The organism is Corynebacterium sp. HMSC064E07, assembly GCF_001815745.1.
GTDB classification, from domain to species: Bacteria; Actinomycetota; Actinomycetes; order Mycobacteriales; family Mycobacteriaceae; genus Corynebacterium; species Corynebacterium jeikeium_D.
The window spans coordinates 21,176-34,038 of record NZ_KV821803.1 but is presented as its reverse complement, the minus strand read 5'-3'; the positions used below and the strand labels follow the sequence as shown (position 1 = coordinate 34,038).

The window sequence follows — 12,863 nt, the reverse complement described above, 5'->3', positions numbered from 1 at the left end:
ATTGTTAGACAGACAGTGCAAGGTATTACGTATGAGCAACTCTTTCAACGATTCCTCGCGAGGAGATGAGCGGGGACACTACTCCTCGCAATCTCACAACTTCAGCGAGAACCGTGCCATGGGGGATGCTGGTGAGACAAACCAGTTTTCTGTCAATGAGCGCGGCTGGGAGAATTCCCACTACAACACCATCCCGCCTCAGCCGAACGGCGCTTACGGAGGCGGTTCAGAGTGGGACGTTGCGGCCAATCAGCAGAAGACCAAGGGTGCCCAGGGGGCTAAGGGCATGGGGGCGCTGGCAGTCGCTGCCCTGATGCTGTGCTCGGCCGGTATCGGTGGCGGTGTCGGCGCATGGGTAGTTCACAACTCGCAGTCGTCGGCCCCCGCGGATAACGCGCTGGATAAGCCTGCGGAAACCCGTCAGGTAGCAGCAGCTGAGGGGTCCGTGGAGAAGGTCGCGCAGAAGGTCCTTCCCAGTGTCGTGTCCATCACCACTGCCTCGGAGCGGGGCACGGCGTCGGGGTCAGGTTCCATTCTGTCGTCTGACGGTCTGGTGCTGACGAATAATCACGTCGTCGCAGGCGCGGGTCCGGACGCACATATGGAAGTCCTGCTTTCCGACGGCACCACGCACCCGGCAACTCTGGTTGCAGGGGATGCGGCTACGGATATTGCCGTTATTCGAATTGAAGGTGTTAACGGGCTGCGCCCAATCTCGCTCGGCAACTCCTCGCAGGTTCAGGTTGGCCAGGAAGTGGTGGCCGTTGGTTCGCCACTGGGACTGACCTCCACTGTTACGCAGGGCATTGTCTCCGCTAAGAACCGTCCGGTGACCGCCGCTGGTGAAGACGGTCAGTCCTCCGTCATTGATGCAATCCAGACCGATGCGGCGATTAATCCGGGTAACTCCGGCGGAGCGCTAGTGGACATGGAAGGCAACCTCATCGGTGTGCCCAGCGTGATTGCCTCTAACAGTGAGGCATCGGAACAGGCGGGCAGCATTGGCCTTGGTTTCGCAATTCCGGTTAATCAGGCTCGTCGCATAGCCGAAGACCTGATTGATTCCGGTAAGGCGCGGATGCCTGTCATTGGCGCCCAGATCGATTCGCGTCCGATTGCACGTGGTGCACTGGTGCGAGAGGTAACGCCAGGCGGCCCAGCTGATAAAGCGGGGCTGAAAGACGGTGACCTGATTACCAAGGTTGATGACCGCACACTTGACAACGGCGTTGCACTAATTGCGGCTATTCGGTCGCATCGGATCGGGGATTCTGTCACACTTACAGTTACAGATGAGCGAGGCGGCAACGAGCGAACGGTCGATGTCACCTTGGCAGAAGCCCAGGATTGATAGGCAGCGTGGTGGAGTGAGTACCTCACCATCTGTAGAAGAGTTTTCGAGTGAAACTTCGAGTGAAAAGCTGTGGGAGAAAGCGAGATAGAGCAGATGAGTGAAACCGTGAGTACTGAGCCAAGTGACGTCAACCTCGCTGAGATGGAGCGTCTTATCAACGACGACGGCCAGGTCCGAAATGCGTTCGTTGTCCTCGTGGGCGACCATTTCGAGAACCCGGATGGCGCGGCTTCGCTCATGGTTGAGCTGTTGGAAGAAGACGGCTACTCGGTCGATGCCGTGGTCAGCACGGGTGCAGTGAAGCGTGAGATTCGGAAGGCTCTAGATACCGCTGTTGTCGGTGGCGCAGATTTGGTCGTCACGGTGGGCGGTGTTGGAGTTGGTCCTCGTGCGAAGACTCCGGATGCCACTCGCAAGGTTCTTGATGTGCGGCTGCAGGGCATCGAGCAGGCTATTCGTAACTCCGGTATGGGAGCTGGCGCCTTGGATGCGGGGCTGTCCCGCGGTTTGGCCGGCGTGTCCGGTCAGACTGTGATTATCAATCTCGCGGAGTCTCGCGCTGCAGTGCGCGATGGCATGGCGACAATTCTCCCGCTGGTCTCACATGTGCTTGACGATCTCTGCCGCTGGAGCGTCTAGGAATGGGCGACGCTAAGCAGCCCAATCAGCCTGAGCAAGCCGCGCCGCGCAGTGGCAGCCGTAGGCAGCGTCGTCGCGCAGGTGCACCAGCGAAAAACTTTGCCCAGTCGCGCAGTGCGAAAACTGCGCGCACAGTGCACTATCACGATGAATCCCCGGAGGATGCTCGTGATTTTGATGCGGACTACTGGACAAAACAGCGCCCACCCCATTGGGGATGAGCGCTGTGTAAAAAGCGTTAGTTAGCTTCTTATCGGAAGCTCGCAACTAGCAGCTAGAAGCTAGTTCAGCTCCGTCTTCGGCTTGCCGTTCTGCTCTGCCAGCAGGTCACGAATCTCAGTCAGCAGGTCAGCCTCGGTGACCTCCGGCTCAGCGGAGGTCTCCAGACGAGCCTCACGCATCTCGTTGAACTTGTTCATCGGAGCAACGATGACGAAGTAGACAACCGCTGCGACCAGCAGGAAGTTGATGACTGCGGTGATGACAGCTGCGAAGTCAAGGTAGGTCGACGGGTTGCCGCTGATGATTTCGAAGCCAAGGCCAGTGACCTCAGCGCCACCGATGGTGTTCAGCAGCGGCTCGAGCAGGCTGTCGGTGAAAGCAGTGACGATTGCGGTGAACGCAGCACCGATGACAACACCGACCGCCAGGTCGATGACGTTGCCGCGCATGATGAACTCTTTAAAGCCCTTAAGCATAGGAAATTTCCTTCTGTAGAAACGGAACAAACCAAACGAGACCTGTGAGTCATCGTGTTGCTCATGGCAGGCCCATACGATTTTGAGAAACGGGGCAGTGCGATATCTGGCAGTGCCACTCTTCTTAGCTCTAATCGTAGTTTTGAATTGCCTGGCCATTGTATCCCCGCACTAAGTTGTGGGACAAGTCAACTTTCTGCGAAAAACACTGTTCAGGACCATAAAATCTTTGAACCAGTGAGATTTTGGTCACTAACCCGCGAGTAACAGTGTGAGCGGAGATGCTAGCGATGTCGCAGCCACCACCTCCGCGGCGCCGGTGGGCAGAGCGACCAAGACCACCTCATCGTCGACGATGTTGACCACCCTTGCCCCGTGTGCAAGCGGCGCCGCCGCCCCGCGCTCATCCGCTGTCGACACAATATCCACGCTGTCACCAGTGCGAAGAGCGGACACAATGCCCGCATCAGTCAACGTGATGGCAATAATTTTGCTTTCCGACGTCCCCGTCAGCGACTTGGCAAGTGACGGGCCGACCATTCGCTGCTCTGTAATTATCTCTCTCGGTGACATGCCGGTGGCCAGGGTGCGTCCCCGCACAGAGGCGATGTCCGTTACGGCTCCACCGGGAACGAGCTCCCGGGGAATGTCCTTGAAAGCCACATCTTGTTCTGCCACCGATGCGCCAGCGGCAATGGATTTGGCGCTAACCACTACCCGAATATGGCCGCTGCGGGGTGTCAATGACTCCACCGCCGCCAGGCCGACTGCGCATAGGAAAACAGTGAGGGCAACCATCCGCCGAATAGTTGTGGGGCGGAGCTTCCGGAATGGACGCGGAAACCGGGACGAATATTTTGGGCTCATATTAAGTTAGGCGCGAAAATCCCGGAATCGGTTCCATTAAATCTGTGAAATCCCCGCTGGCGTGATCACATAATCAGCAGGAATGTCGTGCTCATCGTAGGCAAGCTCCGTGCGCAATTCGGTGTCGAAAACCGCAACAGCGATGGCCGCAGCTCTCACCCCAGCCGTATCGTCGTCGCGTCGAGAGAAAACCAAGCTGCGATCGTAGTAACCAGCGCCACGCCCTAACCGCATCCCGGTTGCGGGGTCGGCCGCAACTGCCGGCAGAATAATGGCGTCGGCAACACCCAGCTCAGCTGGGCCAGCAGAGTCTTCCACCGAAACAGGTTCCAAGAGTCCAAATCGACCCTTGCTGAAGCTGCCGGTGTAGTAACCCCAGTGCAGCGGTTGTGGTGGACCGGGCGGGCAGACGGGAAGCAGAATTCGTGCTCCGGAAACCGCGTTGGCCAGAGCCTCCACAAAGCCCTGGCTGGGCTTACCGCCAGTCGAACTAGAAACGCTTGCGCCGGGTTCGTCACCAGCGGGGACATAAGCGGCAATGACGGGTTTTGCGAGGTCGCCGACGGTGTTGGATAACCATTCTTGCAACCGCTGTACCAGTGCTTCGTCGTCAAGCATGCGCTCACGCTGCCCCTTGGCGGCGCGTGCGGCGAGTACCTCGTGCCGTGTGCGGGCTTTGAAATCAGACGTGGTTTCGGGAAGCGGAGCCATACCTGCAAACCTACTCTGTCAGGTAGGGGAGCGACCTCTGTCGTCAGCGCAGGAGAAAATTTCTGATTAATGCGTTGAAAAAGCGGGGTCAGCCTCCGAGCAAATGGAAGTTATATAGGTATCGTTGCCATTATGGTCTCATCGTCTAAAGAGTCTGGTTCGGACATGACTACTCCGGTTCGAACTGTCATCGTTCCTGCCGCGGGCATGGGTACGCGATTCTTGCCTGCCACCAAGACAGTGCCGAAAGAATTGCTGCCCGTAGTTGATACGCCGGGCATCGAGATGATTGCTGAAGAGGCCGCCGCCACTGGTGCGCAACGCCTGGCTATTGTCACAGCGCCGAGTAAGGATGGTGTGCTTGGGCACTTCGACCCGCGCCCGGACCTTGAGCAGACTCTCGCCGAGCGTGGCAAGGACAAAATTGCAGCGAAGGTACGCCGCGCCACCGAGGTTATCCGCGTGGAATCCGTTGTCCAGGATCGACCGCTGGGCCTGGGGCATGCGGTGCTGGTCGCAGAGCCGCTGCTCGCAGACGATGAGGACAGCGTTGCTGTCATGCTTCCCGACGATCTCGTGCTTCCCGTGGGTGTGATGGATCGCATGACGGAAGTGCGCGAGCGCTTTGGTGGCTCGGTGCTATGTGCGCTGGAAATTCCTCACGAAGAGGTCTACAACTACGGTGTCTTCGATATTGAGGACGCCACCCCGGCGGAGTCGGGTGAGCTCGGTGAGAACGCGGCTGATGCTGATGCTTGGGACGATGTGAAGCGAGTCAAGGGCATGGTGGAAAAGCCGGACCCTGCGGATGCTCCATCCAACTTCGTGGCAGTCGGACGTTACTTGCTCGATCGTGCCATCTTCGATGCGCTGCGCCGCATCCCGCGCGGTAAGGGCGGCGAATACCAGCTCACCGATGCAATTGAGCTGCTGATTCAAGAGGGGCATCCGGTTCATGTGGTCGTCCACAAGGGGTTCCGCCATGACCTGGGAAATCCTGGTGGCTTCATTCGCGCTTGCGTAGACTTTGGACTCAGGCATCCGGACTACGGCGAGGGGCTGCGCGAGTATATGCAGCAGCGTCTGGCGCAGGATGAACAGGCTTAAAGCCTTTTTATAGAGGCTGTACTTATCTAGAGGCTTGTACTGAGAAGCTGAATAGCATAAAGCGCACCGCGGGTTGGTGCCGAGGAAGGTAAAACATGCGTTCTGTGGAAGAACAGTTGGCGGCAATCACCGCACACGCTGTGATGCCTGATCCTGTGCGCGTTGCTATTTCGGAATCCCTCGGCATGCTGTGCGCTGAAGATGTCATCGCAGAGCAGCCGTTGCCGGGATTCGTGCAGTCAGCGATTGATGGTTATGCGGTGCGCGCTGTCGATATCGTCGGCGAATCTGGTTCTTTACCTCCGGATGCGCGTCAGAGTGATGTTGATTTTCGCGAGGTCGAGCTGCCTGTTGTCGGTGAGGTGACAGCCGGCTCTCACCACCCGATGCGGCTGCAGCCGAAGCAGGCCGTGCGCGTACAAACTGGTGCGCCGCTGCCATCGCTTGCCGACGCTGTCGTGCCCCTAAACTGGACCGACCGCGGTGGCCGTCGAGTTAATGTTCTCCATCCGGTCTACTCCGGTGACTTTGTGCGGAAGGTCGGCGACGACGTGCAGCCGGGTGACGTGGCGGTGTCCTTGGACTCGGTAATTTCGCCGTCGCAGGTTGGATTGTTGGCAGCAGTGGGGCGTTCGAAGGTTTTGGTGCACCCCAAGCCGCGTATGTCCGTGATTTCCATTGGTAATGAGTTGGTCGATGTTGACCGCACGCCAGGCCTCGGTCAGGTCTACGACGTCAACTCCTACGCGTTGGCAGCAGCCGGCCGCGATGCTGGGGCCGAGGTGCACCGAGTGGGTATTGCCACCGGTGAGCCCCGTCGCATTCGGGAAATCATCGAGGGCCAGCTCATTCGCAGTGAGCTTTTGGTCATCACGGGGGCTGTCGGCGGTGCCGCGGGTGAGCAGATTCGCCGTGTGCTGGCTGAATTGGGCGAGGTTGATGTCTCCCGCATCGCTATGCATCCTGGCTCGGTCCAGGGCTTTGGTCTGCTGGGAGATGACAAGATTCCAACGTTCCTGCTGCCGTCGAACCCGGTCGGCGCATTGGTCGTTTTTGAGGTTATGGTTCGTCCCCTCATTCGACTGGCGCTAGGTAAGCGCAATCCTCGCCGCCGCGCTGTCACAGCTCGTGCTGTCGGCCCGATCGAGTCGGCGGAGAAGCGTCGCGGGTATATCCGTGGCCAGCTCATGCGTGACCGTGAGACCGGCGAATACATGGTGCAGCCGCTGGGAGGTTCCGGCGGTGCACAAGCCCACCTATTGGCCGGTATGTCGGAAGCCAACAGCCTCATCGTGATTCCGGAAGACGTGCTCCACGTGCGTCCGGGAGATGTAGTGGACGTGCTGTTCATGGCGCGCCAGGCCTAACCGCACCCAACTACCGCGAGTATCGTTGCCGTGCGTACTTCTCGTCTAGTAACCAGTGGCGGCCGAGTCCGCCTGCGTGTGCCAGAGCGCTCTGATGCCCCTGCATGGCGGGCACTGCGGCTGCGTGACGAGCCCATTTTGCGCCCCGTGGAGCCAACCCTCGCCGACGACTGGGATAATGCCCACAGGGCTTCTGTTTTTCGCCGTAACCTGCGCAGTTGGCGTCGTTCAGAGGCTGCAGGAGACATGATTGTCTCCACCATTGAGGTAGATGGCCAGTTCGCCGGCATGCTCACACTCGGCGGTATTACGCCTTTCCCCGTCGCTCACGCCTGGATCGGTTATTGGGTAGGCAGCGGCTTTACATGTGGAGGAGTCGCCACTGCTGCAGTGGCGTTGGCATCGGATTATGCCAAGAGAGTTGGCGTCCACCGAATTGAAGCGACTGTGTTGGATAGCAATGTCCCGTCGATACGCGTACTGGAAAATTGTGGGTTCGAGTACGAAGGCGTGGCGCGGGAAGCCTTCCATATGGATGGTGCGTGGCGCGATCATCTGACCTATGCGCGGGTGGGGGAGGACAGTGCAGTGGATCTCATCGTGGCGAGTGGTCGTGCGCAATATGAAGAGGCGGAGAAATACCCACCGCAACGGCGCGCCTGAGTAGTCTGAGTAACGCACGCCGATAGGGTGATGACAACTCTACTATTGGGCGAATTCGCTCTAGATACGCTGACTGCCTTCGCAAATGCCTCTGTGGAAGGGCATGTGGGCGGCGTATGTGGGCCGGGGAGAGACGGCGAAACCCCGGGCGAAATCGCAAGGAGACACAAAATATGTCAACTTCACTGTTGCTGATACTCATCGTTGTACTGTGGCTGTTTGTGCTGGCCCCGCTGGTGGTCAATACGCGCAAGCCGATTCGTCGTACCTCCGATGCGCTAGGTAAGACCCGCGTGCTGCATCGTGGTGGCGAGGAGTTGGCCACGACGCGCCGCCGTCCGTCTTTTAAGGAGTCGGACGTGCGCGTGGCCGAAGAAGTCGACGATTCTCTCGAAACCGTTGACGCGCAGGTCGACGATGACTTCGATGTCAGCGACGTGCTTATCGACGACACCGTGGACGAGGCGGCCGACCCGGCCGTCGTTGACGGCGATATCGTCTACGAGCTGGAAGCGGCAGATGCAGAGGAGGAGACCCCGCAGGCGGATGATTCCGCTACCGAGGAAGCCACTGCTGAGTCTTCTGACCGCTCTGACATGGACGTGTCCGATGATGAGTCTGCAGACCAGTCGCTGCAGGCTGTCGTTAATGACGAGGATGCTGAATCTGACTCCGCCGTTGCCTCCGCCGAAGGTGACGTGGTTCGTGCAGATGAGTCCTCTTCCGATGTGAGCGTTGACGTTCGCCGTCAGTTTGTCGACGCCGATGACTTGATGTTCGAAGATGCCGTTGAATCTGACGCTGATTCCGGTGCCGCGGCTGACGCTGAGCACGCGGACGCTGAGGCTCTCTCTGAGACTGAAGAGGCAGCAGACACCGTAGACGAGCAGGCGGAACCCGACGAGACCGTCGAGGACGACAGCGACCACAGTGTCGAGTCCAACGATGACGCAGTCGCTGTCGATGACACCTTGACCGAAGATGATTACGCGTTCGCTGAGAAGCGCCGTGGTCGTGGTGGGTTCGATCCGATTTCGGATGCCCAGTACGCTGAGACTCGCTTTGCCCGCCGCCGCCGTTCGGTTGCTGGGCTGGCAGCGTTCATCGCGGTCACGGTCATCATCGCTGCTTTCGCGGGTGGTTGGACCTGGTGGATTCCACTGGTCGGTGTCGGCTTGATGACCCTGTACCTGGTCAACCTGCGCCGCACCGTGCGTGCAGAGCAGGAACTGCGGGCTCGCCGAATTCGCCGGATGAAGATGGCCCGCCTCGGCGTGCGTAACCGCGAGGATGACGAGCTGGGAATTCCACAGCGTCTGCGCCGTCCGGGCGCGGTAGTGGTCGAGCTTGATGATGAGGACCCGGATTTCGCAGATCTGGCCTACACTGACTACCGCTTTGATGACGACGATTATGACGAAATGCCACAGGCTCGTGTGAGCTAGTCCTGTGAGCTGAGCCGTAGAACAACCTTAAAGTTGTCTGAGCACGTCAGCGCGATTTTTTGTTAGAAACTCGGCCTGTTACGATGTCACTACCTAAGACATGACACACCGGGTGTGTTTGGCGGAAGGCTTCTCCCGAGGGGTTGGGAGAAGCCTTTTTGCATGTTTAAATCGCTGGCCTCTCGCAGCCGCAGTGCTACCGTGTTTTGACCGTGCCGTCGGGTAGCATGTCCCTCATGGATCGACCGGTAATGCGCGATATCGCGCTCGTGATTCTCCGCCTGATACTCGGAATTATCTTCATCTGCCATGGCTGGGACAAGATTTTTATCACCGGTATCGACAAGACGACCGGTTACTTTGTCGCCGCGAATATCCCGCAGGCGCACTTGACGGTCTGGGTTGTCGCTCTAGTCGAACTGGTCGGTGGCGCGTTGCTGATTCTGGGACTCTTGGCACCGACGGTGGCGATGGTCTTCATCATTGAGATGATTGGTGCCTGGTGGTCGATGCACTTGGGCAATGGCCTGTTTATCCGCGACAACGGTGCAGAGCTTGTGATGTCGCTCATCGGTGGTCTGGTGATGATTTTCGTTTTCGGTGCTGGCCGTTTCAGTTTGGACAGGCAGTTCATCAGGTAAGACCTCATTAGGTACAACCCCCTTAAGAGTTAAAGGCGGTGGAGATCCCCCGTGGAGTGCGAGGAAATTCGCGCAGCATTGTCAGCTCGTCTCGATGGCGAGCAGGCAAGCATTGCCGATGAAGTCATCGATGCCCATCTTGGGGCCTGTGAGGAGTGCCGAGCTTGGTATGAGCGAGCGGTGCGGCTGAACCGCGCCCTTACGGTTGGGCCTGCCGATGGTATGCCGGAGATTTCCACGGATGATCTCTCGGAGCGCATTTTGGTCTCCATCGAACCGGAGCGCCGCCGGCGTGAGCGCGCATGGCTGCTCATGGCCGGCACCGCCCGCGGGGTGCTCATTGCACTGGGCCTTTGCTGGGCGGTCTGGGGGATTGCGACACTGGTCGACGCCTCCGGCATGATGACGCTCGGACTTTCCTCGACGCAGCCGCAGGGCGGTGCAGGAATCGCGACAAGCACGGAAGCGCCTATCGACGGTTCCACTGCCACTGTTGACCCAATGGAGCTCGGAGCACGCCTTGCCATCCAGCTTGCGGCAATTCGGCTTGCATTGGCAGTGGGATTGTTCTGGGCTGCCTGGCGGCCACGCGCTGCCATGGGCATGGCGCCGGTCTACGGTGCCGTCGCCACGTTCAGCATTGGTTTTGGTATTCGTGACATTCTCATCGGCGCCCAGGGAGCATCTGAGATTGCTGGCCTGGCCTTGATGTTTGTCTCCGCTTTGACACTGGCCGTTGTGTGGCTGGGCGGTTATACGCCGACGGCAATCGCACAGGCATGGCGAGCCGCCTCCGGGTTGCCGGTCACAGGCGTGCCGCCACAGCGGGACTAGCTCCAGGACGGCAACCAGAACCGCCAATCGAAGTGGTTGAGAGGCAGCGGGTAGCCGGTCAAAATCGGCAGCCAGAACACAAACGCGGCCACCACTAGTGCGGCGTGTGCGCCAACGATTACTAACCCCACCGGCTTATCGCGGGGCCGCCAGTGTGAGAGATCGTCGGCAAGCAGAGCAAAGGCGATGAGTACAAATGGAATCAGCGCGGTGGCGTAGAAGAAGTACATCTGACGGTCGTAGCCGATGACCCACGGCAGCCACGAGGCGAGGAAACCGATGACCGGCAGCGCGTAGCGGCCGTCCCGGCGGCCGAGCCAGCGCCATGTGGCCCACAGGACCACGGGGACCAGCAACCACCAGATGGGCGGGGTGCCAAAGAGCATCATCCAGCCCTTGCACTCTTGGCCGCCACTGCAGGTGGTTTCGGTGGAGTAGTAGAGCATTGGGCGCCAGCTGACCAGCCACTCCCAGGGCTTGGACTCCCAAGGGTGTCTGTGGCCATTAGAGGTGGTCAGCTCGGCGTGGAACTTCAGCACGCTGTTTTGGTAGTGCAGGTAGTTCTGCACGGCCTCGGGAAGCCAGTCGGTGCCGGGGAGTCCCGTATCGCGCTCTTCGGGCGAGACATGGCGATAGACCGACGTTTCTTCGGCGAACCAGGAACGCCAACTTAAGAAGTAAACGCCCAGCGGAACCACCACCAGATCACGCAACGCCGGGGCGGTATCGCGGGCGAGCGCGCCGAGCACGGGCTTGTCCGCACCGGCATTCTTGCGTGACACCAGATCCGTGAAGACGGACCACAGGCCGAATGCGGCCATGTAGTACAGACCGGACCACTTCACCCCGGTGGCAAGCCCCAGCATGATGCCGGCGAGCAGTCGCCACCAGCGATAACTGAGATAGGGGCCGAAACTACCTAACTCCGTGGCAAATTCCAGGCGCTTGCGGGCATCGGCCTGGTCAATGAGAAGTGCCCACGCGGCCGCGATGATGAAGAAGGTCTGAATCATATCCAGCATGCCGACCCTGGAGGAGACAAACAGCACTCCGTCGGCAAGCGCGTAGAGACCAGCGATACCCACTGCCAACCGCGAGCCGCGAGAGATACGTCGGACGATGTCCATGAGCAGCAGGATGACCAGCGTGCCACACACCGCCGACATAGACCGCCAGCCCATTGGTGAATAACCGAAAATCCACTCGCCCAAGGCGATGACCTGCTTGGCCACTGGCGGATGCACAATCAGACCGTAGCCGGGATTGTCCTCAATGCCAGATGAGATGGGGTCGCGCGTGGACTCCAGAATCTGCCAGGCCTGTGGCACATAGTGCTTTTCGTCGAAGAGCGGGGTGCCATTGTCGGTCTTGGCAGCAAGCCCGATGAAACGCGTTAGCGCTGCGACGATTCCGAGAACCACAAAAGTGGCGGTATCCCATTTGTCCCACAGCCGCAGTGGCGGCAGCGGGGGAACCGGGGGAATCGGGCGCAGGAAACGCTTTTTCGCGCGGCGCTCGGTTTCCGGTGGTGGGGTTAAAGCGGCATCGGTCACGAATGTCAGTTTAAGCTATGGAATCATGACGCATTCGGCATCGAACTTCCAACCGCACGAGAACGAGCCCCTCAGCGAGGCTACGACGCTGGCTCCCGGCATCACTCTGGTGGCAACGCCGCTGGGCAATATCGCCGATGCCTCCGACCGCTTGCGCGGTGCGCTTATCGACGCCGATATCATCGCCGCGGAAGACACCAGGCGGGCGCGCAACCTAGCCACAGCGCTGGGCATTTCCCCCAAGGGGAAGTTTGTTTCGAACTTCGATCACAACGAAGAGAGCCGCACTGAGTCGCTGATTCAGGCGGCGAAGGCGGGACAGAAAGTCATTGTGGTGACCGATGCGGGGATGCCGGTGGTGTCAGACCCCGGCCTGGCTGTGGTGGCGGCTGCTCACGACGCGGGCGTGCCCGTGTCCTGCGTACCGGGGCCGAGCGCGGTGACTACCGCATTGGCTCTCAGCGGGTTGGGCGTCGGCCACTTTTGCTTCGATGGTTTTGCACCTCGTAAACAGGGGGCGCGCCGGATCTGGCTGGAATCACTGAAGACAGAGAAGCGGGCCTGTTGTTTCTTTGAGTCGCCGCATCGGTTGGCTGTTACGTTGGCCGATGCCGCGGAGATTTTGGGTGAGGAGCGGCGCGCGTCGGTAAGCCGTGAGCTGACCAAGCGTTTTGAAGAGACTCGCCGTGCGACGCTGGGAGAGCTGGCTGCGTGGGCGGAGGAAGGTGTCCGCGGCGAAATTACGGTGGTGATTGAGGGCGCGGGGCAGCAGGCGACGGAGGTATCCACGGAGGACTTGGTTGACCGCGTGGAGGAGCTTGTGGCTGATGGCATGCGGCTGAAGGATGCCGCGAAGCAGGTTGCGGCAGAGGCTGGAATGACAAAGCACCGTGATCTCTATCAGGCGGTTTTGGCTGCTCGTGAGGGAAATCGTTAGCCGATTGTTACTTTGTGCCAGAAAATGTTCCAGCGCACGCCAGTGAA

General features: G+C 59.5%; 13 protein-coding genes. 9 read left to right on the top strand and 4 right to left on the bottom strand.

Annotated elements, in window-relative coordinates; genetic code table 11:
* Positions 1–31 precede the first annotated feature (31 nt).
* Both HMPREF3053_RS01730 and HMPREF3053_RS01725 read left to right on the top strand, forming a co-directional pair.
* Entirely contained in the window at positions 32–1,351 is a 1,320-nt protein-coding gene (locus tag HMPREF3053_RS01730; protein ID WP_070429950.1) for a S1C family serine protease, read from the top strand.
* 72 nt (positions 1,352–1,423) lie between these two features.
* Positions 1,424–1,993, top strand: coding sequence for a MogA/MoaB family molybdenum cofactor biosynthesis protein (locus HMPREF3053_RS01725; protein WP_005511427.1), 570 nt, complete (start codon positions 1,424–1,426; stop codon positions 1,991–1,993).
* 281 nt (positions 1,994–2,274) lie between these two features.
* On the opposite strand, the gene mscL is transcribed toward HMPREF3053_RS01725, so the two are convergent.
* The 3 genes from mscL to HMPREF3053_RS01710 all read right to left on the bottom strand — a co-directional run bounded on the left by mscL (position 2,275) and on the right by HMPREF3053_RS01710 (position 4,269).
* Entirely contained in the window at positions 2,275–2,691 is a 417-nt protein-coding gene (gene mscL / locus HMPREF3053_RS01720) for a large-conductance mechanosensitive channel protein MscL (protein WP_048733605.1), read from the bottom strand.
* Positions 2,692–2,943: 252 nt separating this feature from the next.
* Positions 2,944–3,489, bottom strand: a complete 546-nt coding sequence (locus HMPREF3053_RS01715) for an SAF domain-containing protein (protein ID WP_246815152.1) — start codon at positions 3,487–3,489, stop codon at positions 2,944–2,946.
* A 105-nt stretch (positions 3,490–3,594) separates the two neighbouring features.
* Positions 3,595–4,269 (bottom strand): 5-formyltetrahydrofolate cyclo-ligase, encoded by a 675-nt coding sequence (locus HMPREF3053_RS01710; RefSeq protein ID WP_070767159.1) that lies wholly within the window; start codon positions 4,267–4,269, stop codon positions 3,595–3,597.
* 132 nt (positions 4,270–4,401) lie between these two features.
* Between HMPREF3053_RS01710 and HMPREF3053_RS01705 the strand changes: the two genes are divergently transcribed.
* The 6 genes from HMPREF3053_RS01705 (at position 4,402) to HMPREF3053_RS01680 (ending at position 10,326) form a co-directional block, all read left to right on the top strand.
* Positions 4,402–5,376, top strand: coding sequence for a UTP--glucose-1-phosphate uridylyltransferase (locus HMPREF3053_RS01705; protein WP_049171295.1), 975 nt, complete (start codon positions 4,402–4,404; stop codon positions 5,374–5,376).
* 95 nt (positions 5,377–5,471) lie between these two features.
* Positions 5,472–6,743 (top strand): molybdotransferase-like divisome protein Glp, encoded by a 1,272-nt coding sequence (glp, locus tag HMPREF3053_RS01700; protein WP_005511382.1) that lies wholly within the window; start codon positions 5,472–5,474, stop codon positions 6,741–6,743.
* A 30-nt stretch (positions 6,744–6,773) separates the two neighbouring features.
* On the top strand, positions 6,774–7,406 hold the full coding sequence (locus HMPREF3053_RS01695) for a GNAT family N-acetyltransferase (RefSeq protein ID WP_049171292.1): 633 nt from the start codon (positions 6,774–6,776) through the stop codon (positions 7,404–7,406).
* 173 nt (positions 7,407–7,579) lie between these two features.
* Positions 7,580–8,851, top strand: coding sequence for a divisome protein SepX/GlpR (gene glpR / locus HMPREF3053_RS01690; RefSeq protein ID WP_016423263.1), 1,272 nt, complete (start codon positions 7,580–7,582; stop codon positions 8,849–8,851).
* Between the two features lie 236 nt (positions 8,852–9,087).
* Entirely contained in the window at positions 9,088–9,492 is a 405-nt protein-coding gene (locus HMPREF3053_RS01685) for a DoxX family protein (RefSeq protein WP_038629133.1), read from the top strand.
* Between the two features lie 51 nt (positions 9,493–9,543).
* On the top strand, positions 9,544–10,326 hold the full coding sequence (locus tag HMPREF3053_RS01680) for a zf-HC2 domain-containing protein (RefSeq protein ID WP_016423261.1): 783 nt from the start codon (positions 9,544–9,546) through the stop codon (positions 10,324–10,326).
* On the opposite strand, the gene HMPREF3053_RS01675 is transcribed toward HMPREF3053_RS01680, so the two are convergent.
* Positions 10,323–11,819 carry a dolichyl-phosphate-mannose--protein mannosyltransferase gene (locus HMPREF3053_RS01675; protein ID WP_371450014.1) on the bottom strand — a complete coding sequence of 499 codons (1,497 nt, stop codon included), beginning with the start codon at positions 11,817–11,819 and terminating at the stop codon, positions 10,323–10,325. The genes HMPREF3053_RS01680 and HMPREF3053_RS01675 overlap by 4 nt on opposite strands.
* Before the next feature lie 85 nt (positions 11,820–11,904).
* Here HMPREF3053_RS01675 and rsmI point away from each other — a divergent pair, with 85 nt between their 5' ends.
* Positions 11,905–12,816: a 16S rRNA (cytidine(1402)-2'-O)-methyltransferase gene (gene rsmI / locus HMPREF3053_RS01670; protein WP_049171286.1), complete on the top strand. Its 912-nt coding sequence runs from the start codon at positions 11,905–11,907 to the stop codon at positions 12,814–12,816.
* Positions 12,817–12,863: the final 47 nt, after the last annotated feature.